Annotated in this window: 19 protein-coding genes and 1 pseudogene; 18 read left to right on the forward strand and 2 right to left on the reverse strand. The window is 41.9% G+C overall.

The window, feature by feature from the left end; all coding sequences use genetic code 11:
* Positions 1–45 precede the first annotated feature (45 nt).
* From B7E06_RS04490 to B7E06_RS04530, 10 genes and pseudogenes are all read left to right on the forward strand, one after another.
* A complete protein-coding gene (locus tag B7E06_RS04490) occupies positions 46–423 on the forward strand; it encodes a hypothetical protein (protein ID WP_082232870.1) in 378 nt (125 codons plus the stop codon).
* A 23-nt stretch (positions 424–446) separates the two neighbouring features.
* Positions 447–695, forward strand: a complete 249-nt coding sequence (locus B7E06_RS04495; protein WP_245807670.1) for a hypothetical protein — start codon at positions 447–449, stop codon at positions 693–695.
* Between the two features lie 101 nt (positions 696–796).
* A complete protein-coding gene (locus B7E06_RS04500; protein ID WP_179133947.1) occupies positions 797–1,408 on the forward strand; it encodes a TetR/AcrR family transcriptional regulator in 612 nt (203 codons plus the stop codon).
* Positions 1,408–2,361, forward strand: coding sequence for an ABC transporter ATP-binding protein (locus B7E06_RS04505; protein WP_218672912.1), 954 nt, complete (start codon positions 1,408–1,410; stop codon positions 2,359–2,361). Before B7E06_RS04500 ends, B7E06_RS04505 begins: the two co-directional genes overlap by 1 nt.
* Positions 2,330–3,109 (forward strand): ABC transporter permease, encoded by a 780-nt coding sequence (locus B7E06_RS04510; RefSeq protein ID WP_082232873.1) that lies wholly within the window; start codon positions 2,330–2,332, stop codon positions 3,107–3,109. The genes B7E06_RS04505 and B7E06_RS04510 overlap by 32 nt, the downstream gene beginning before the upstream one ends.
* 155 nt (positions 3,110–3,264) lie before the next feature.
* Positions 3,265–4,683, forward strand: coding sequence for a peptidase G2 autoproteolytic cleavage domain-containing protein (locus B7E06_RS04515; protein ID WP_082232874.1), 1,419 nt, complete (start codon positions 3,265–3,267; stop codon positions 4,681–4,683).
* Between the two features lie 254 nt (positions 4,684–4,937).
* A complete protein-coding gene (locus B7E06_RS04520; RefSeq protein ID WP_082232875.1) occupies positions 4,938–6,980 on the forward strand; it encodes a peptidase G2 autoproteolytic cleavage domain-containing protein in 2,043 nt (680 codons plus the stop codon).
* Between the two features lie 472 nt (positions 6,981–7,452).
* Positions 7,453–7,896 (forward strand): annotated as a pseudogene (locus tag B7E06_RS22320) (NTTRR-F1 domain); the annotation flags it as partial.
* A gap of 510 nt (positions 7,897–8,406) precedes the next feature.
* Positions 8,407–10,452, forward strand: coding sequence for a peptidase G2 autoproteolytic cleavage domain-containing protein (locus tag B7E06_RS22195; protein WP_342743653.1), 2,046 nt, complete (start codon positions 8,407–8,409; stop codon positions 10,450–10,452).
* A 104-nt stretch (positions 10,453–10,556) separates the two neighbouring features.
* A complete protein-coding gene (locus tag B7E06_RS04530) occupies positions 10,557–11,168 on the forward strand; it encodes an HAD family hydrolase (RefSeq protein ID WP_082232876.1) in 612 nt (203 codons plus the stop codon).
* Between the two features lie 51 nt (positions 11,169–11,219).
* Here the strand turns inward: B7E06_RS04530 and B7E06_RS04535 are convergent, their stop codons facing one another.
* Complete coding sequence (locus B7E06_RS04535) at positions 11,220–11,630, reverse strand: KGG domain-containing protein (RefSeq protein WP_082232877.1); 411 nt, start codon at positions 11,628–11,630, stop codon at positions 11,220–11,222.
* 237 nt (positions 11,631–11,867) lie between these two features.
* Between B7E06_RS04535 and B7E06_RS04540 the strand changes: the two genes are divergently transcribed.
* Positions 11,868–13,298 carry a DUF2254 domain-containing protein gene (locus tag B7E06_RS04540; RefSeq protein ID WP_082232878.1) on the forward strand — a complete coding sequence of 477 codons (1,431 nt, stop codon included), beginning with the start codon at positions 11,868–11,870 and terminating at the stop codon, positions 13,296–13,298.
* A gap of 75 nt (positions 13,299–13,373) precedes the next feature.
* Here the strand turns inward: B7E06_RS04540 and B7E06_RS04545 are convergent, their stop codons facing one another.
* Entirely contained in the window at positions 13,374–13,625 is a 252-nt protein-coding gene (locus tag B7E06_RS04545) for a hypothetical protein (protein ID WP_082232879.1), read from the reverse strand.
* 749 nt (positions 13,626–14,374) lie between these two features.
* Between B7E06_RS04545 and B7E06_RS04550 the strand changes: the two genes are divergently transcribed.
* From B7E06_RS04550 to B7E06_RS04580, 7 genes are all read left to right on the forward strand, one after another.
* Positions 14,375–14,701 carry a helix-turn-helix domain-containing protein gene (locus B7E06_RS04550; RefSeq protein ID WP_082232880.1) on the forward strand — a complete coding sequence of 109 codons (327 nt, stop codon included), beginning with the start codon at positions 14,375–14,377 and terminating at the stop codon, positions 14,699–14,701.
* A 183-nt stretch (positions 14,702–14,884) separates the two neighbouring features.
* Complete coding sequence (locus tag B7E06_RS04555) at positions 14,885–15,658, forward strand: tyrosine-protein phosphatase (RefSeq protein ID WP_082232881.1); 774 nt, start codon at positions 14,885–14,887, stop codon at positions 15,656–15,658.
* A 213-nt stretch (positions 15,659–15,871) separates the two neighbouring features.
* On the forward strand, positions 15,872–16,198 hold the full coding sequence (locus B7E06_RS04560) for a helix-turn-helix domain-containing protein (RefSeq protein ID WP_082232882.1): 327 nt from the start codon (positions 15,872–15,874) through the stop codon (positions 16,196–16,198).
* Between the two features lie 109 nt (positions 16,199–16,307).
* Complete coding sequence (locus B7E06_RS04565; RefSeq protein ID WP_082232883.1) at positions 16,308–17,075, forward strand: tyrosine-protein phosphatase; 768 nt, start codon at positions 16,308–16,310, stop codon at positions 17,073–17,075.
* A 292-nt stretch (positions 17,076–17,367) separates the two neighbouring features.
* Positions 17,368–18,135, forward strand: coding sequence for a tyrosine-protein phosphatase (locus B7E06_RS04570; protein WP_082232884.1), 768 nt, complete (start codon positions 17,368–17,370; stop codon positions 18,133–18,135).
* A 24-nt stretch (positions 18,136–18,159) separates the two neighbouring features.
* Positions 18,160–20,007, forward strand: a complete 1,848-nt coding sequence (locus B7E06_RS04575) for a polysaccharide biosynthesis protein (RefSeq protein WP_218672913.1) — start codon at positions 18,160–18,162, stop codon at positions 20,005–20,007.
* A 26-nt stretch (positions 20,008–20,033) separates the two neighbouring features.
* Positions 20,034–21,299 (forward strand): lipopolysaccharide biosynthesis protein, encoded by a 1,266-nt coding sequence (locus B7E06_RS04580; RefSeq protein ID WP_082232885.1) that lies wholly within the window; start codon positions 20,034–20,036, stop codon positions 21,297–21,299.
* Positions 21,300–21,756 lie beyond the last annotated feature (457 nt).

Below are 21,756 nucleotides of genomic sequence, written 5' to 3' on the forward strand. Positions count from 1 at the left end.
TAAAAGGGCAATCCGATTTTAATAGAGAAAGAAAGGAGAAAGGGTATGAATAGAAAAGTAGTAACTGCAGTCTCTCTTTTTATTATCGGTGGTTTGTTAGCTGCCTTTTCTATAAATCTGCCAGTGCTCGGTCATAAGAAGCTGATACATATCGAGGAAACATCCAGCTATGAAGTGATCAGCTACAACTGTTATGGAAAGAAAGTCAGCACCGTTCCTGTTGAAGGGGAGGCACAGGAACTGTTAACCCTTTTCCAACAGCAAAGAATTCTTCAACAGGTACAGTCCGGCGTGTTATTTTCTGGACTTGTCTCACTTGGCCTTTGGTGGAGCTGTGAGAAACGATGGCACATTTACAGTAGTTTAATTATTTGTCTATTATTCCTAATATGGGATATTTGGCTCGTCTTTTTGTATAACTAAATCGCATACTTGGAGGAATATCTGTGTTCTTTAAATCTATGTCAAAGCATCAGCACATCAATTGGAAAAAGGGAGCCATCGTCGGCTTCTATACCTATATGTTATTTTTGTTTGTCGATTATTCGTTTGTTTTGTTTACTGCTGCTAAACTTTTCACTTCAGGCTTCCTCTTTTGGTCTGGTCTTATCGCGGCTTTTGGCTATTCGGGTGTCTTAAATTTGATAGATAGAAGAAAAATAGAGAAGCTTCCTGAGGAAGGAAGCAGACATTAGGATATATATGGAAGGCATTGATTTATTTGAACGACAGGCATAAAATATATATGAATAAAAAAATAATTTATTCATATACAAAGATAGTAGAGGTGATAGTTATGCCTAGAGGTTTTAATCAAAAGGAGAAAGAGAAGATCAAAGAGACTCTTATAAACGAGGGGAAGCAGCTTTTTTCCCGGTATGGCCTAAAGAAAACAAGTGTCAATGAATTAACGAAGGCAGCAGGCATTGCTCCTGGTTCTTTTTATACCTTTTTTACATCAAAAGAAGAATTGTATTTTGAAATCCTGGAAGAGGAAGAAGAAATGATTAAAAAGGAATTTGTCCAATTTGAATTGCCTAAAGGAGAAGGGGCAAGGCAGGCGATTAAAGATTTAATTCTTCAAACGTTTACCATGATAGATGAGCATCCTATGTTCAGTCAGTTTTACTTTGAGAATGACCATGCTGCTCTTGTAAGGAAGCTGCCTGAAGAAAAACTGGAGGCTCACTTTAACAAGGATTCCGATACGTTGTCGCTTTTGACTTCTAAATGGAAGGAAGAAGGAATCTTAAAGGATATTGATGATGATGTATTGGCCGGTCTATTTCGAGGACTCTTTTGTTTGAGTCTTCATAAAAAGGAAATCGGAGAATCTGTTTATCCTCAGTCGATCGATTTGTTAGCAGGGCTTATTGTAGATGGACTGGTGATCAAGGAGGAATCTTGATGGAGACCGTAATCTATACGGAAAATCTGACAAAGAGCTATAAAAATGTGAGTGCTGTTGATCGTGTTTCATTGAGTGTGAAAAAAGGAGAGATCTACGGGTTTCTTGGACTGAACGGAGCGGGAAAAACAACGGCGATTCGGATGATGCTCGGGATGATCCGTCCGACGTCCGGGGCCTGCTTTATTAATGGGCAGAAGGTAAATCCAGGTCGTCATCACATGTGGAGAGATGTAGGTTATATGGTCGAGACCCCGTATGCTTATCCAGAGCTTACGGTAAGAGAAAACCTTGAAATCGCGTCACACCTTAGACAAATGCAGGGCGTGAAAAGGGTTAGTGATATTATACAGCGGCTAAATCTTAACGCCTATGAGCATAAAAAAGCGAAATATCTCTCGATGGGCAATGCCCAGCGATTAGGCATTGCAAAGGCCCTTCTTCATCAGCCGCAAATCCTATTACTGGATGAACCCGCTAATGGTCTTGATCCTGCCGGCATAGTGGAAATTAGAGAATTGCTAAAGGAATTGGCTTATGAAAACGGTACGGCCATTTTTATATCAAGTCACATTTTAGGTGAAGTTTCTAAGGTAGCTTCCAAAATCGGCATTATCCATGAAGGTCGTCTCATCCAGGAGCTAAGCAAAAGGGAGCTGGAAGATCAGAGAATGATCAAGCTTGTTTTAGAAACCCAAGGTAATAGGAGAGCTGCCCAGATATTAAGAGAGGGCGGTTATACGGTTTGGACAAATGAAAAAGGGAGGCTGGAAACGCAAGACAAACGGGCGGTTGAACATCCGGAACAAATCGCAAAGATGCTGTCTGATGCGCATAATCCGCCGAAAATGCTGTGGCTGGATGAGGAAGATTTAGAGTCTTACTTTTTAAGAGTGATTGGGAAGAAAGGGGAGGATGTTCATGCAGCAGATGCGCGCCCTTTTATGGACTGAATGGCTAAAATCACGAAAGTCCAAAGTAATCTGGATAGTCTTCGCCGCCTTTACGCTTTTGCCGCTCATGGCCGGTTTCTTTATGTTCATCTTAAAGCACCCGGATTTTGCCGAGCAATCCGGCATATTGGGTGCAAAAGCCCAGCTGGCCGGAAGTGCGGATTGGCCGTCTCTTTTTATGCTGCTTTCTCAAGGCATTGGAATTGGCGGTTTGTTTGTGTTTGGGTTTATTACAAGCTGGGTGTTTGGACGCGAATATTCCGAGCACACCGTAAAAGACTTGCTGGCCCTGCCTTTTTCGCGGATCCAGGTTCCCATAGCAAAATTTATCATCATCTTTATATGGTCGATTCTCTTGACGGTTTGGGTAATAGCGATTGGGTTTCTTATGGGGTGGCTCATCGGTCTGCCTCAATGGTCGGCTGAAGCTGTACAGCACGGATTATTTGTTTTAACGATCACTTCATTTTTAACGATCACGTTAAGTGCCCCCGTTGCCTTATTTGCGTGCTATGGTCGGGGCTATTTAGCACCGCTGGGATTTATCATTATCACCTTAATCTTTTCCCAGATCATTGCGGCCATTGGTTATGGAGGTTATTTTCCCTGGGCTATTCCTGCATTGTTTAGTAATGTGAACGGAAATGGAAATGTCATCGGATTAACGAGTGTTTTTATTCTTCTTATGACAAGTATGATTGGTTTTTTGGGGACACTGGGATATTGGCGGTATGCAGATCAGCATTGATAGGCCATGAATTTCGTTTAAGCGGGATGTTTTCTTGGTAAGAGAACATAGATGCAAACTTTATTCGGTGATTTTCACTTTTCTCTAATTAAAAGAACAAATACCGTCTCAGTTTTTCATTAAACCCATAAACTGTGATAAAAAGGGTGTTTTTTATGAAACACGATCGAACTCACAAGGTGTATAAGAAAAAGGGAATAAATAAGGTTGTGCCCACCACTGAAACAAATTACAGCACATATGAAAAGATATATCATTCAAAAAAGAAATGGCATATTCGTCCTAAGAACTGTATTAGAACGTATCCAGAAAACGGATGTGCGGTCGCAGAAGGAACGGATACGACAGCGTCAGGTTTTGCTTCCCATGCGGAAGGCGTGGAAACAACGGCAAGCGGAGATAACGGTTCCCATGCGGAGGGATTTCTTTCCACAGCGAGTGGTGTCGGATCTCATGCGGAAGGTGGCGCTACAACAGCCAGTGGTATCGTGTCTCATGCGGAAGGCGAGTTGACGATTGCCAGAGGAAATGCTTCTCATGCTGAAGGTTTTACTACAACAGCAAGCGCTTTAGCTTCCCATGCGGAAGGATATGAAACGACAGCCAGCGGCGACTTTGGCTCTCATGCAGAAGGTTATGAAACAGCAGCCAGCGGCGTTTTTGGCTCCCATGCGGAAGGGTACAGAACCACCGCCAGCGGAAATGCTTCTCATGCTGAGGGAGATAATACGAGAGCGGAAGGTGTATCTTCCCATGCGGAAGGGCTCGCTACTAATGCGTTAGATACAGGAGCCCATATTATGGGGTCTTTTGGAGATACAGAAGAAGATTTTTCATGGTTTTTAGCCAATGGCACCAGTCCTGCGAATAAAGGGTTAGCTGCAAAAATTTTGAATAATGGGGAAGCGTATGCCGATGTCGGCTGGTTCAGCGGCGGAGCGGATTATGCCGAGTTATTTGAAACGGCAGACGGGAAATCCATTGAAACAGGATATTTTGTAACATTAGAGGGCGATAAAATTCGTAAAGCGACTCAGGAAGATGATTATGTCTTAGGCGTGATCTCCGCTAATTCCGGGTTTGTCGGTAACTCAGGAGAGTTTCATTGGCAAGGAAAGTATAGTGCAGATGAATGGGGAAACGTCCACTATAAAGAGGTCAAACTGGTTCCCGGCAAGAAGGAGAAAAAGAGGACGAATAAACTTTCCGAAAAAATGAAGGAGCTTTTGGCTCAGAATTTTGAAGGAAAGCTCGATACGGAATCTAAGGAGAAAATAAAAGAACTTTACGCTAAACTCGAAAAATTCTCCCCCAAAGCCCGTGATTCTTTTTCAGTCAGCCGTCCGGTTCTCAACCCTGATTGGAAGCCTGAGCAAAAATATGTTCCCCGCTTGCAACGTCCGGAGTGGTGCGTTGTCGGTTTGATGGGGCAAATGCTAGTTCGTGATGACGGAACTTGTCACGTAGATGGATACTGTCAGCCTAATGCTGAGGGAGTGGCGACACACTCAACTGCAGGATATCGTGTGATGAAGCGTGTGAGTCCAAATCAGGTTTTGGTTTTATTTAAATAGTATGATTCCTAAGCGGCCTAAAGCGAGATTCCTCAGTAATAGGTGAGGCTCTCGCCCGGCTGTTATTTCTTTAATTTATGCAAAGTTCGGGGATCAGTTCCAACCAATTCGTACATAAAAATACTTCCCATGGGTCTGGTAAATCTTATTAGGCTCAATTTTAGTTCACTCATTTTTTACTTGTTTTAAAAATCGCTGGAAAAACTGGCTCCGTTTTTTCACAAACTCATACTCTGTGAAAAAGGGGTGGTATTTTGAAAGATAAACGACTTTACCGGGTGAATGAAAAACAGAGAATTCATAAGACAGTACATCATAGTCAAACAAATTACAGCAAATATGAGGGGATATATAATTCAAAGAAGAAATGTCACCTTCGTCCAAAGACCTGTATCAGAACTTATCCAGAGAATGGATGTGCTGTCGCAGAAGGAACGGATACGACGGCGGAAGGATTTGCTTCTCATGCAGAGGGAGAGGGAAACACGGCCACCGGAAGAGCTTCCCATGCGGAAGGAGGGGGAGTTAACCCAATCGGTGATCCAGCTCCTACATTAGCAAGTGGATCTAGTTCCCATGCGGAGGGATTAGGAACAATTGCAAGCGGAAATTATGGTTCCCACGCGGAAGGAGCTTACACCACTGCCAGTGAAGAAGTTGCCCATGCTGAAGGATACCTTGCCACAGCCAGTGGTTTCGCTTCCCATGCGGAAGGAGTAAATACAATAGCCAGTGATTACGCTTCCCATGCGGAAGGCGTAAACACCATAGCCAGTGAGCGTTCTCATGCCGAAGGAAATAGGACAACAGCCAGTGGTTTTAGTTCCCATGCTGAGGGCGGAGGAACTCTGGCCAGTGGAGGTAATTCTCATGCAGAAGGCTATCATACAACTGCTAGTGACTTCGCTTCCCATGCGGAAGGTGAAGACACAATCGCCAGTGGTTTCGTTTCCCATGCGGAAGGGGTTATTACAACAGCCAGTGGAGCATTTTCTCACGTCGAAGGAGAGGGAAACACGGCTAGTGGAAGAGCTTCTCATGCGGAAGGAGGAGGAATTGACGATTATGACCAGCCTGCTCCTACATTAGCAAGTGGATCTAGTTCCCATGCGGAGGGGTTAGGAACAATTGCCAGTGGAGACTATGGGTCCCATGCCGAGGGATATCAATCAACCGCCAGTGGGATTTATGGTTCACATGCGGAAGGAGTATATACAACCGCCAGTGGTTTTACTTCACATGCAGAAGGGTTGAGATCAACCGCCAGTGGGCATAATTCGCATGCGGAAGGATCATATACTACCGCCAGTGGATCTGCTTCCCATGCAGAAGGTGGCGATACAACTGCCAGTGGTTTCGTTTCTCATGCGGAAGGTTTTATAACAACCGCAAGGGGAGGCTCTTCCCATGCGGAAGGAATTAGATCAACCGCCAGTGGATCTGCTTCCCATGCGGAAGGTTTTGCCACAAACGCGTTAAATCCCGGAGCCCATATAATGGGTGCTTTTGGAGATTCAGAAAGAGAGTTTTCCTGGTTTTTAGCCAATGGAACCGATGATAATAATAAAGGGTTAGCCGCAAAAATCTTAAACAACGGAGAGGCCTACGCTGATGTCGGTTGGTTCAGCGGCGGAGCTAATTATGCGGAGATGTTTGAAACGACAGACGGGAAGTCCATTGAACCTGGATACTTCGTGACATTAGCCGGAGATAAGATACGAAAAGCTACCCAGGAAGATAATTATGTAGTAGGCGTAGTATCCGCTAATTCCGGTGTGGTCGGAAATGCAGGAGAGCTTCACTGGCAAGGGAAGTATAAGACCGATAACTGGGGGAACGTCCAGTACAAAGAAGTCACCCTTAAAGTCAGCCCTGGGCAAGACACGGATAAAAGCCAGAAAGACAATATCTCCCGTACAATAGAAGACGTATTGGAAAAGCACGAAGAGAAATTTGAGGATGGGAAACAAGAAGGAAAAATGAAAGAGCTTTACTCTGAACATGGAGTACAGTTGCACACTGAGTCTCATTCCATGTCTGTTCAACGTCCGGTGCTGAACCCTGAATATAATCCTGAGCAACAATATATCCCTCGGTTGCAGCGGCCGGAGTGGTGCATTGTCGGCTTGATGGGTCAAATCTTAGTGCGTGATGACGGCACGTGTAAAGTGGATGGGTACTGTCAGCCTAATGCAGAGGGTGTGGCGACTCATTCTACTACAGGGTATCGTGTCATGAAGCGATTGGGGCCAAACCAGCTCTTAGTTTTAATTCATTTAAGTATGCCTCGCTCATAAATATCCTAAGTGTCTCTACGTAATAAAAAGAACTTATCACCAGGTTGGCACTTCTTTCCTCTATGAGAATTGGAGTTTTATCAAGGTCAGTGGATGAGTGGAATTCTCCTACCTGCTTGAACTCTATTAAACCAACACGGCATGCTAGATTTATGCCATTTCTATAATACTTGCTTCAGGGTGACTGGTTTGATTTAGAGGCGCGTCGGTACGTACCCCTATGAAATTGTCTTAAATTTAAAAGGTGAAAAGTAGTTTAGCAGTAAAGAAACTAAACAAACCGTCCCCCCCAATTGTTTGAGTGATAACAATTGGGGTTTTTTAATGAATATATATAAGGCCTTCCTAGACACATGACTGTTCACTCCCTCCCTCCATATTCGTCCAAGCAACTAATTAATAAATCCATATTTCTAATAAAGGAAGTATTTTGCAATATTTCTCAAAAATGAAGGAAAGGATGTGAGTTTTAATGATTGAAAATCGAATTAGTAATGGAGGGTTTGAAACCGGGTCTCTGGCTCCATGGACGGGATTTAATGCTTCCGTGACTGCAACGGCAAGTCACACGGGGACTTATAGTGCTCTCTTAGCTCCACCTGGCAGTCTAGCCATACTCAACCAAGCTTTTACTGTCAGTGCAGGAGAGAACTTCGAGTTTATTTCCTCCTTTGCCAGAACAAATAGTAATCCCAGTCCCCCACTATCTATCACTTTGACATACTATGACGAAGTGTTAAATCCGATAAGTACAGGTTTTACTATAAATATCCCTATGAATCGACTTTCAGCCGTTGGGGAGTGGTTAGAAGTTTATGGAACTTCTACGCCCGCACCAGCGGGGACAGCCAGCGGGGTTTTATCTATCCGAAAACTCCCTCAAGCCGGTTCATCTAGCGTTTATGTGGATGATTTAGCCCTACTAACATTGGAAGTTGCAGGTATTACTGGACCGACTGGGCCTGCAGGACCAACTGGCTTGAGAGGACCAACTGGTCTGAGAGGGCCAACGGGGCCGACCGGAACTTCATGTATAAGAACAAATCCAGCAAATGGATGCTCAGTTGCTGAAGGAACGGATACCTTTGCAGAAGGGTTTGCTTCTCATGCAGAAGGAAGTGAAACCACTGCGAGTGGAACCTCTTCCCATGCCCAAGGATGGGGAACAACCGCCAGTGGAGATGCTTCCCATGCAGAAGGATATGCTACCACTGCTAGTGGAGAATTTTCCCATGCGGAGGGAGAAAGAACTATCGCCAGTGGGGATTATAGTTCTCATGCGGAAGGGTATCGTACAACCGCCAACGGGGAGTTTGGTTCCCACGCGGAAGGGGGATTAACCTTAGCCAGCGGAGATGTTTCCCATGCGGAAGGAGCAGAAACCACAGCAAGAGGTTATGCTTCCCATAGTGAAGGGGAGAAAAGTGTGGCCGCCAGCAGAGCTTCCCATGCCGAAGGGCGAAATACAAGAGCACTTGGCGAAAATTCGCATACGACAACCGGGGATCCTGACGATCCATCCCAGGGGTTGAACGCTCATGCGGAAGGTGAGGGGAACACGGCCAGCGGTAGAGCATCCCATGCGGAAGGAAGGGACACAAGAGCATACGGTGAAAATTCCCATACTGAAGGTCAAAATACAACAACTGGGAATTCTATTGACCTATCCATGGGGTTGAACGCCCATGCCGAAGGAGAGGGAAACACAGCCACCGGAAGAGCTTCGCATGCGGAGGGAGGAGGGGTCAATATAGATGATGATCCAGCTCCCACCTTAGCAAGCGGGCAGAGTTCCCATGCCGAGGGAGTAGGAACCATCGCTAGTGGAGACTATGGTTCACATTCTGAAGGGTATTTTACGATCGCTAATGGATATGCTTCCCATGCCGAAGGAAGCGGTACAACAGCTAGTGGTGTAAGCTCTCATGCTGAAGGTGGTGGTACAACGGCAATTGGCGACGGCTCCCATGCGGAGGGAGTATCTACTACAGCCAGCGGTGAGACGTCCCATGCCGAAGGAAACTATACCACTGCCAGTGGAAATGCATCACATGCGGAAGGGAATAATACAACAGCAAGTGGCGATTATTCCCATGCGGAAGGTGATACTACATCTGCCGTTGGATATGCAGCGCATGCGGAAGGAAACAACTCTAAAAGCGAAGCGTATGGCTCCCATGCGGAAGGAATAAGTACAACCGCGAGTGGTCACTACGGTTCTCATGCAGAAGGATGGCTTACCATCGCCAGTGGAGGTAGTGGCTCCCATGCGGAAGGTAATAGAACAGTCGCTAATGGAACCACTTCCCACGCTGAAGGCAGTGGTACAAGAGCATATGGCCAAAACTCTCATGCCGAAGGTCAGAATACAACAACAGGGAATGCTGCCGACTCTTCCCAGGGGTTAAACGCCCACGCTGAAGGGGAGGCTGGCAAGGCAACGGGAAGAGCCTCACATGCGGAAGGAAACAACACAACTGCCAGTGCTGCTTATTCTCATGCGGAAGGATCTTCAAGTACCGCCAGTGGAGTGGGCTCCCATGCAGAAGGAGTAGGGACTACCGCCAGTGGTTTTGCTTCCCATGCCGAAGGAGATGCAACCTCCGCTGCTGGGTTGTATTCCCATGCGGAAGGAGTAGGGACAACCGCGAGTGGAGACTATGGGTCTCATGCCGAAGGACAATTAACAATCGCCAGGGGTGTGGCTTCACACGCGGAAGGTTATAATACCAACGCTCTAGGGAATTATTCGCACGTCGAAGGTTTTCGAACATCTGACAATGGCTTATCAGGTGTTCACGTCATGGGGCAAATTGGGGGGCCAGCTCCCGGAGATCCTTCTTTTTCCTGGTACCTAATAAACGGCACAGTCGTGGCAAAAATTCTCTCCAACGGGAATGCCTGTTTTGACAACATCGTAACAGGTGCTTCTTTTAATCCCGCTGCCGGCGCCTGCGATTACGCAGAAATGTTTGAAACATCAGACGGAGAGCCAATCGACGTAGGCTACTTCATCACCTTTGATGGCGAAAGTGATAAAATCCGAAAAGCCACAGGCCTTGATGATTATATCATTGGTATTTCCAGCTCAAACCCTGGAATTCTGCTGGATACGGAAAACCCTGAATGCAGCAAATACCTGCTGGATGAGTGGAACCGGCCGATCTATGAAGAGGTCGTCATTCCTGCTGTTGAAGATCGGGAAGGAAAAATAATTTCAGAAGAACGTAGAGAAATGAGGAAAAAGATCAATCCCAACTGGGATTCTTCCCAAAACTGTTCTTCACGTCTGGATAAACCAGATTGGGTGGCCGTCGGTTTAATAGGCAAACTTCTCGTTCGGGATGATGGCACGTGTAAAGTAGGCGGCTACTGTCAGCCTAATGATGAAGGAATAGCGACACATGCTGCTTCAGGATATCGGGTCATGAAACGTGCGGCCTCCAACCAGATTTTAGTTTTATTAAAATAAGACGCTCATCTTCACATCAATCACCTTCCCCAAATCGTACGCCTTTCCCCTCTCCATATGATAGGATAAGAATAACCATTTCAATACAGAAAGGAATCAACCACATGGACAGCATTATTTTCGACTTAGACGGTACCATTTGGGACCCGATCGATACCGTACTTCTCGCCTGGAACAGCCACTTAGAAAAAAGCGGCGAGCGCCAGCTGATCCGCCCGGACTTTGAAGGCACGATGGGGCTGCAGATGGATGAAATCGGCCGGAGGCTTTTTCCCCACTTAGATGATGAGGAACGCACACAGCTGATCAGCGACGCCTGCGACATTGAAGAAGATTTTATTAAAAAGCATGGCGGCCAGCTGTTTCCTGAGGTGGAAGCTGTATTAAAAGAGCTCGCCGGACGCTATAAGCTGTTTATCGTCAGCAACTGCCAGGACGGTTATATTGAAGCTTTTTATGAAGCTCACGGCTTGGAACCCCATTTCATTGATTATGAAAATCCAGGCAGAACCGGCCTTTCCAAAGGGGAAAACATCCAGCTAATCATCGACAGAAACGATCTCAAAGACCCTGTTTATGTAGGCGATACAGAAGGAGATATGAACGCTGCTCGTCAGGCTGGCATTCCTTTCGTCTATGCAAAGTATGGGTTTGGCCAGGTCACAGAGTACGACGAAGTGATTGAGAATTTTAACGATCTATTAAAACTATACTAAAACAAAAAAACACGGGATGCCCTTAAGCATCCCGTGTTTTTTTATGATTGATTAGCGGTTAGAATTTGAACTTTGGCGAGCTCTTTCATTGCCGCCTTTTTGGCCGATTTCTTGATAGAATTCTTTATCGTGCTCTTTACTGGTGGTTTCGCCACCTTTTTTACCGATTTCTTCGAAGTGTTTCTGATCGTACTTATCACTCACAGTTTCTCCGCCTTTTTGGCCGATATCCTGATAGAATTCTTTGTCATGCTCTTTGCTGGTGGTTTCGCCACCTTTTTGACCAATGTCTTCAAAGTGCTTCTGATCGTACTTGTCACTTACAGTTTCTCCGCCTTTTTTTCCGATCTCTTCAAAGTGTTCTTGATTATACTTCTGGCTAGTCTTTTCTCCGCCTTTTTGACCGGCTTCTTCTACACTCATTTTTCCATTGTTGGTGTTTTGATTATTATTCTTAGCCATCTTCAAAAACCTCCTTTAAAGTTATATTCGTATATTACCAGGTGGTGGCGGGAATTAAACATTATCGGTTAAAAAAATTTTCTTTACCTATTTAAATAAACGCTGGAAAGGGGATAGGACGCGACGAGAAACTTCCTATATTAATATGAAAAAATTCTGTTTATAAGAGGAACGGGAAGGAAATAGTCAAAGAGACAGACAAGGCTGGCTTTTATTCAACAGAAAGCAGGTGCTCATATGATTTTCGATAAAACGCGTAAGAAACTGAAGGCATTTATGGGGGAGTCTCCGCGGGCGAAAAAGATGATCCTTTACGCCAATCTTTGGGTGACTCCGCTCTATTATACAGTGGCCGCCATCCTGCTGTTTGTCCTGGCCACCCTGGCTGATCAGCATTGGAATTTGGCGCAGTATCTTCCTTTACCAATTTCGATTGAATATCAACTCACACAGACATTGCTGAGTACGCTGACGAGCGGGATATTATCCCTGACCACCTTCACGTTCTATGGGGTGTTGTCTGCTTTGACGACATTTTCGGCTCAGTTTTCTCCAAGAATCTTAAAAAACTTTATGATGAATAATGTGACTCAAAGAACATTGGGCATCTTTATTGGAAGCTTTCATTATGTTCTGCTGAGCCTGCTGTTTATTACCCAGGAAACGAGTTTCTTCTTCATTCCGATGATTGCCACCATCCTTGCCGTCGTGTCTACGGCAACGTTTATTATCTTCATCAATCATATTGTCACATGGCTGCAGGTTACGAATATGACGGATAATATGAAGCAGGAATCTACCATTATCGCAAAAAATTTACTCGTGAGAGAAATGGATAATTACAGGGTGAATCATGTAGAAAAGATCGCACATCAGATCCCGGAAACGAAGGGACAGCCCATTATCGTAGCGGAATCGGGCTATATTCAGACAATTAATTTTATCAATATTGTGAAAGAAGCAAAGAAAGACAATGTAATTATTCAGCTGGAATATAAAGTCGGCAACTATGCGTTTGAATCAACGCCGCTGTTTACATTTTGGAAGTATGGAGACGACCCGGTCGATGTCGCAAAATATTTAGATTTAGTTCAGATCGGAAGAAATCAAAACGAAGTGCAGGATATCGAATACAGCTTTAATAAGCTTGTCGAGATTGCAATTCGGGCCATTGGCAACAATGATCCGAAAACAGCGACCCGGACGGTCTACCAAATAGGAGATCTTCTTATTAAAATTTCCGAGATCGCGATGTTTACCCCTTACTTAGCCGACAACCAGGGAGATCTACGGCTCATTATTCAAAACCTCAACTTCCGGGATTATCTTTATATCGGCTTAGCTTCCATCCGCCACTATGCTCGTAAAAATGTCATTCTGACAGAGGAAATTCTGAAAGTACTCAGCGCGGTGGCTAAAGTGAAGAGAGTAGAAGATCATGAGTCGATCTGGGAATTTGCCGAATATACGACACGGTCTTTAGAAGTCAACTTCATTCATGCCCTCGATCGCGAGAAGCTGTACACAACACTGCTCGATATCGCCCATACGACAGGCAAAGAAGAACAATATAATAAACTCGTCCGTAAAATGACAGAAGTGATTACAGACAAAGATGATTTGGAAGAAATTAAGCGTAAAATTCCGATGAACAGCTATGAAGCTTAATACTCGAATGACGATTTAAAAAAGAAGGTGCCGCTATCCATGTCGGCACCTTCTTTTTTATGCATAGGGAAAACCTCACAACCCCGGGTTGCTATAATCTGCCATAGCCGCTTTTAGGAATTCCGCCCAGCTGGCAAAAGCTGTCGTATCGGCGATAAACAAATCAAGCTCATGGACTTTAGTCATCATTAATGGATCATCCTTGATCGCCACCGGCAGCAGGCGGATGAACTCTTCGAAGCTTGTGAAGAGTGTCGTATCTTTTAGAAATTCCTCAGTTAATAGATTTCGTAGTTTTTCATAGACAAACGGATGTAAGCCCTTCACTAGAAACAACCCCTCTATCCTAAAGGAATTAATAACCAATTTTCGTTTGCTCAATTTCCCTTTTTTGACAAAATATAACCTGGGCTATTTTCCTGTTTTTTCTTCCTGATCCTTTCGCAATAGTGCTCAACCGCGCGCTCTCATTCATAACTATCAACAAATATAACGCTCGACTACCACCAGAAAAATGTAAAAACTGTCGAATTATTTTTAAAAGTAAATGTAGAGGATCCCAGCAGCTCCATCGCCTTTAACTTTCAGCTATAAGCACTACTTCTATGAAAGATATACTATTACGCACGAAGGTTCTGCTTTCCAACTATTTATCTGTCACTATACGTTATTCACAGCCGGGACTAATGTCATATTCTGCGGAAAGGATAAAGCATCCTGTGAAGCCGAGTGCGGCGCTCCAAATATTTTGCAGAAAAATATCGCATTATCGGAAGATACCTATAAGAAGCTTGTTCAGAAGATCCGCGATAATTATAAGGAGTCCAGAAAGAAGATGACCGACAAAGCCTCCACCGTATAATTGAAATCACAGCTGGACATAATAGACGTAATATCTTCCAATATATTAAAAGAATGATAGGTTCATAGAAATCTGGTTGAAAAAGACTAGATTTCCTGACTTTCATTACACTCTCTTTACACAAAAGAGGAGAATGTCCTTATATAAAAAATGTGCTTTATACAGAACATCTATGCTAAAATATAGATGGGAATACAGGAAGAGGTGAAAGACGATGATCGGCGAAAGAATACAACAAATGCGAAAGAGACGCCAGCTGTCACTATCGGAACTAGCGGAACGCGCGGGGGTTGCCAAGTCCTATTTAAGCTCCATTGAACGAAACCTGCAATCCAATCCCTCCATTCAGTTTCTGGAAAAAGTATCGAAAGAGCTGAATGTATCCATCAACTATTTGCTGCACGGCGATAACGAAGAAAAAGTCAGCGGTCTTGATCATGACTGGCTCGCTCTCGTTCAGGAAGCTCAGGATTCCGGTATATCGAAAGAACAATTTAAAGAGTACCTAGAATTTAATAAGTGGCGAAACCGCAATCATTAATCCCTCAAAACCCTTGATCTTAAAAAGATGAAGGGTTTTTTCATTTTTCTTCCAAATAATTTTATACTCCACTTAAATTTCGACAAATTCTGCCGTAATCTTATTGTAATATGTAAAAAAATAGAATTTTAGAGAGAGAAAAGGTTCAGGGAAATGAAATTGTGAAAGGGGAAAAGCGGGAAAATGATTGACATTCACAGCCATATTCTCCCAGGGATTGACGAAGGTCCACCATCAATGGAGGACAGTATTGAACTTGCTAAGGAAGCAGTGTATCATGGAATCGATACCATAGTGGCAGCACCTCATCACAACAGTGGTCCATGCATGAACTATAGAAAAGATATCCTTCTTCAGGTAAAAGCGCTAAATGAACAGCTGCGACTCCGAAAGATTGACCTAACCGTTCTGCCGGGACAGGAGACAAGAGTTTATGGAGATATGATCGATGGATTTAAAAAAGGAGAAATCCTGACGATTAATGATGACACACCATACGTCTTTATCGAACTGCCCCATGACCATGTGCCTTCATACATAGGAAACTTACTGTTTAACATACAATTGGAAGGCTATCAGCCCATCATCGTTCACCCGGAGCGTAACAAGGAAATACAGGAAAAACCTAATCTTTTATACACCTTAATAAAAAATGGGGCATATGCACAACTTTCAGCCGCAAGCCTTGTCGGAAAGTTCGGACGTACGGCCAAGCGAACCGCCCTTGTGCTGCTTCAGCACAACCTGGCCCATGTGATCGGTTCAGGGATAACAAAAGGACGCAAATTTCATTTAAAAGAAGCCTATCAGGTCATCCGTAAGCAATACGGTACAGAGGTAGTGTATAACTTCAAAGAAAATACACAGAACGTTATTGATGGAGAGATATTGATCAGTGAACCGCCGGTATACATCAAGAAAAAAGGTCTTTTTACTTATATGTACAAGCCTGTATAACAAGTTAAAACTCAGGAAAAAGCGCTTTATAGTGTACGTATGTTTCAATATGTGCACTATAAAAAACATGTATAGGAAATATTGGATTTAAGTACGTCCTGTGGTATATTCGTAGTTATATAGATCTATAACTTTTGGTTTCTTGTGGTGAAGGAATAAAGAGGAGAAAATGAAGACATCAAAAGAAATGCGCATGAAAAGAAGGTGAAGTGATTGATAGGTGATCGGATTAACAAAATCCGCAGAGCGAAGGGACTCTCTATGAGCGAGCTGGCAAGTCGAGCCGGGTTTGCCAAATCATATATCAGTTCCATTGAGCGCGGCAACCAGAAAAATCCATCGATCCATTTCATAGAGGAGATCGTTAAGGCTCTAGAAGTGTCGGTTAATGAACTCCTCCAAGGACAAGAAGACCAGAAACTGGATCAAGAATGGACCCGACTCGTACAGGAAGCGGTCGACTTAGGACTGACGAAACAGCAGTTTCGTGAATTTATGGAATTTACGAGCTGGCGAAATACTCAGGAGAAAGAGGAATAAAATCACCCGTCTATGTTTACAAACCTTCTATCGAGGTATGGAAATATAAAAGGGTAGCATGAAAATAGAAAAGTAACTATGAAAAAAACTAGCAAGGAAGGGGATTACAATGATTGATATACACAGCCACATACTCCCTGGAGTCGATGATGGTGCGCAATCAATGGAAGAAAGCCTGGAGATGGCGAAGGAAGCTGCAGCTGAAGGAATAACAACGATTTTGGCCACCCCCCACCATCAAAACGGCGAGTTCAATAACTATAAAAATGACATCCTTATTCAAGTAAGCGAATTGAACCGTAAGCTTCAGGAACAGGATATCCCCTTAACCGTCCTGCCCGGACAAGAAACGAGAATCTATGGAGACTTCATTGAAGGGTTGAAAAAAGACGAAATCATGCCCCTGAATGAGACGACAGACTATGTGTTTGTAGAGTTTCCTTTTGAAGATGTGCCAAGATATGCAGAAAGCTTGTTGTACAACCTTCAAATGGAAGGGTATAAACCAGTGATCGTTCATCCGGAACGCAATCATAAAATTCAGGAAAACCCAAACCTCATGTATGAGCTCGTAAAGAACGGAGCATTCTCTCAAATTACAGCTGCAAGTCTAATAGGTAAATTCGGCAACACTGCCAAAAAGGTATCCAAGCAGCTGATTGATGCCAATCTCGCACACCTGATTGCCTCAGACGCCCATAATGTGAAAAGCCGAAGCTTTCATATGAAGAAAGCCTATGACATGGTGAAGAGAGAGTATGGACAGGAGATGGTCTACTTCTTCCAGGAAAATGCCCAATATGTCATTGAAAATCAAAACTTGGCCAGTGAAACACCAGAGCATGTAAAGAAAAAGAAAGTATTAGGACTCTTTTAATTCAATAAAAAGACCTGCGGACTAAGCCGGAAATTAGGCTTAGTCCTTTTTATGACGGTCGAAAGGTGATGAAAGCGTTTTTAATAAAAAAGACCTATATTAAAATTGAAAAAAATTGTCGAGGGAAAATCCTTGATTTTACTGGGAAATTCATACCAATCTGACAAAAACAGTGTAAATTCTATGAATCTCATCTTCAAATCATCAGGTAATGATGCTATACTTGTACCATTCTAATCCAGTAAAGTGAACAATTGGTGAAGCAAGAAAATGGGAAAGGAGGCATATACATTTGATTGATATTCACAGTCATATTTTACCAGGTGTGGACGATGGCGCTAGGACCATGGACGACAGTCTGGACATGGCAAGAGCAGCCGCAGCTGAAGGCATACATACAATCATCGCAACCCCCCATCACCAAAATGGGACATACACGAACTTCAAACATTATATCACCAGCCAAGTCGCCGAACTCAATCAACGCCTACATCAAGAAGATATCCCATTAACCATTCTGCCCGGACAGGAAACTAGAATATACGGAGATATGATCGAGGGTCTCCGTAACAATGAAATACTTACGCTGAACAATCAAGGGACATACGTTTTTGTCGAATTCCCTTCTGATGCCGTCCCTAGATACGCCAAGCAATTATTATTGGATCTCCAAGTCGAGGGCTATCAGCCGATCATTGTGCACCCTGAGAGAAACCGGCAAATTATCCAGAGTCCGGATATTTTATACAATCTTGTGAATAAGGGAACATACACCCAAATCACAGCTGCCAGCTTAACCGGACGATTTGGTAAAAATATTAAGAAGTTCACTCACCAGTTAATTGAAGCCAACCTGACCCACCTGATTGCATCTGATGCCCACAACACGACGACCCGCGGGTTTTGTATGACCGATGCATATGAAGAACTAAAAGAAAGCTATGGCATGTCCATGGTTTATTTGTTTGCGGAAAATGCGGAGTGTGTGGTGTGCGGAGATATTCTTGCTGCTGACTCACCGGAACGAATAAGGAAGAAAAAAATCTTAGGAATTTTTTAATAAGGAAAGGAGTGAGAACATCTCATGACCATAGCTTTTCGGAAACGTTTACTTACATTAATTGGGATTGATTCCATTATTGTTTCATTTTCTATTTTCTTTTCACACTTTGTTTTAAGTACCACTGTTACAGTATTTAACCAGATGATGATAGTCTCTGCAATTGTCTTGTTATTAACCCATCATTTATTTTCAAGTCTCTTTGGGATGTACCGTAGAAAGTGGCGTTACGCCAGCATGGAAGAGTTAATTGGGATCAGTACTGTTGTAACATTATCTATAATATCGACAACAATCGTCCAGGCTTTAGCATTTGGCAGTATTTATTCAAGAGCCCTTGTGATCACGTGGATGTTACATATTCTCTTGCTGGGTGGTGTTCGTTTTACGTGGCGTTACTACAAAACATACGGCTTTACCTTAAATCCTAAGGGCAAGAAAGCGAAGAGAATTAGAAACAATCCTCATGCCAAGCAGAGTTTAATCATTGGAGCCGGGTCAGCAGGTCAGATGCTGGCCAGGCAGATGAAAAATTCTAATGAAATTAATACGAATATTGTTGGGTTTATTGATGATGATTTTACGATCCATCACTTAAAAATTCATGACCTTCCTGTTTTAGGAGGCACAAATGCTATAGAAGAAGTCGTGCAGAAAAACCATGTTAATCATATAATAATTGCCATGCCTTCTGCAGAGAAAGCAAGAGTTAAAGAAATCATTCAGATATCAAAATCAGTAGTGCAGAATGTACAGACACTGCCAATGATCGAGGATATTGCTTTAGGTAATATTTCTGTAAACAGTATTCGGGATGTTTCGATTGAAGACTTATTAGGAAGAGATCCTGTTGAATTAGACATTCAATCGATTTCAAGTGAGGTTAATGGAAAAACGGTACTCGTTACTGGGGCAGGCGGATCCATTGGTTCTGAAATTTGTAGGCAGCTGATTAAGTTTGGACCGAAGCGCCTTGTACTGTTAGGACACGGAGAAAACAGTATTTATACCATCCATATGGAATTAAAACAGCTGGGCGTCGAAACGGAATTGATTACAGCAATAGCAGATGTGCAGGACAGAGAACGAATCTTTGAAATTGTTCATGAGTTTGGTCCTACTTATATTTATCATGCAGCGGCACATAAGCATGTGCCTTTAATGGAAGCTAATCCTAAAGAAGCCTTTAAAAACAATGTTCTTGGTACAAAAAATGTTGCAGAAGCTGCAGATACATACGGTGTGCCGAATTTTGTTCTTATTTCATCTGATAAAGCAGTAAACCCGACGAATGTTATGGGAGCAACTAAACGAATTGCTGAAATGGTAATTCAAATGCTGAGTAAATCGAGTAATACGAATTTTGTTGCGGTTCGATTTGGTAATGTTTTAGGGAGTAGAGGGAGTGTTATCCCATTATTTAAAAAGCAAATTGCAAATGGGGGTCCTGTGACAGTAACCCATCCTGATATGACTAGATACTTTATGACAATACCTGAAGCATCAAGATTAGTGATACAAGCAGGTGCTTTAGCGGCCGGTGGCGAGGTTTTTGTTTTGGATATGGGTGAACCTGTTAAGATAGTAGATTTAGCGAAAAATTTAATCTCTCTTTCTGGGTTTAGTGAAGAGGAGATTGGCATTGAATATAATGGAATTCGCCCTGGGGAGAAAATGTATGAAGAGTTGTTAGGAGAAGATGAAATAAACAGTGAGCCTGTTTTTCCACAAATATTTATAGGTAAAGTAATAGAGGTAGATTTTAAGAAAGTTGATAAACTTATAAAAAATTATTTAATATTAAATAACAGTGATTTAAAAGAAAAAGTAATCCTCTTAGCGAATAATAAAGCTGAAAAAATTGCTAACTGAGAGATAGAATAGGTGCTTAACTTTTTATGAAACTTAAATTAGGATCCTTCTCAAGGAATTTAGCTTTAGTTATGTCAGGAACTATTATAGCCCAACTAATAAATATATTAGTTGCTCCTTTATTAAGTAGATTATATGAACCTGAAGCATTTGGAGTTTTTGCGGTTTATACTTCTATCCTAAGTATAGTGGGAGTAATTATAGCTTTAAGGTATGAACTGGCAATCCAAATACCTAAAAGTAAAAGATCCGCTATTCATATTTTTATACTAACCTTACTAATTATTTTTACTATTACTTTATTCACGCTTATTTTAGTTGCATTATTTGATAATGAAATAGCTTCTTTTTTAGGGGGGAATGAGTTCATAAATATGCTTTGGTGGTTACCAATTAGCGTATTTACACTTGGGTTATTTAAAACTTTAAATCAATTAATAATAAGACTAAAAGAATTTAAAACTTTAACTTATTCTCAGTTAAACAGATCTATTTTTACGGCTATCGTTCAAATTATTGGAGGGCTATTGATTAAAAGTCCTGGTGGATTAATAGGAGGTCAGGCAATTGGTCAAGCAGCTGCAGTAATATTTATGGGGAAAAAAGTTTACAAGAGAAAAACCTTTTCTATACTTAGTTGGAAGAGAGTTTTTAAAGAATTTAAAAAGCATAAAGAATTTGCGATTTTTAGTGCTCCCCAAGCTTTATTAAATTCTCTTTCTCAAAATATTTTAGTTATATTACTAGCGTTTTTTTTTACTTCAACAATAGTGGGTTTTTATGCATTAAGCGAGAGAATTTTAAAAATACCTCTCAGAATGATTGGTCAATCCCTAAGACAAGTTTTTTTTCAGAAGGCAAGTGAAACCTATAATAGCAATAAAAGTGTTAATAAAATAACTAAACGTCTTACAATCTATCTTTCTTTAATAGGGTTGATTCCCACAGCTATAGTAATAATTTATGGACCTGAGCTTTTTTCAATAATTTTAGGATCTAAATGGAGAGAAGCAGGGGTGTATGCGCAAATTTTAATGCCTGCCTTCTTCATGAGCTTTATTAATATACCCGCTGTAGTAATAGTGCCAGTAATAAAGTTACAAAAATTTCATATGAACTATGAAATAATATTGACTACTCTTAGAGTAGGAACGATTTTAGTAGGGGGAGTTTTACAAAGCATCATTTTAACCTTAAGCTTGTATTCTCTTGTAAGTGTGTTAATGAATATATTACTAATTAATTATATTATTCAGCACCCGAATAGCAGAACTAATGATTTAAAGTTTTAAAAGAAGTTGTTCTGAGGAATAATTAATAGCTTAACACTTTATTTTATATAATAGTACTTTTCTAGTGGAGATATTAACAACAACATAGTCAATGTGCGATTTATTATATGTATAATAATTTATTATGTTTTATTTTATTTATTAAATTTTTATCAACTATATTTATTTATCTTACTCTACTTGATGTTATCTTTTGACCCACCTAAACCTATTTAGTTAGTAAAACAAAGATTTATTTTAGGGTTGTAATATTCTTCTGATAATCAATAATAGTATACCCGGTATTTACTTTTTTTGTATTAGGTGATATAAGGATTTTCGAAAAAGAAAAGATATAAAAAATAGTAGATTAAAGAGTGCTGGATGGTTATCACCTAAAGAAGGCGGACTTTCCAATTCTTCAGGTATCATTATTATAGGTAATCTTTATGTTAATACTAGTTTTATTAGTATTATT

This window comes from Halobacillus massiliensis (assembly GCF_900166625.1).
GTDB lineage: Bacteria > Bacillota > Bacilli > Bacillales > Halobacillaceae > Halobacillus_A > Halobacillus_A massiliensis.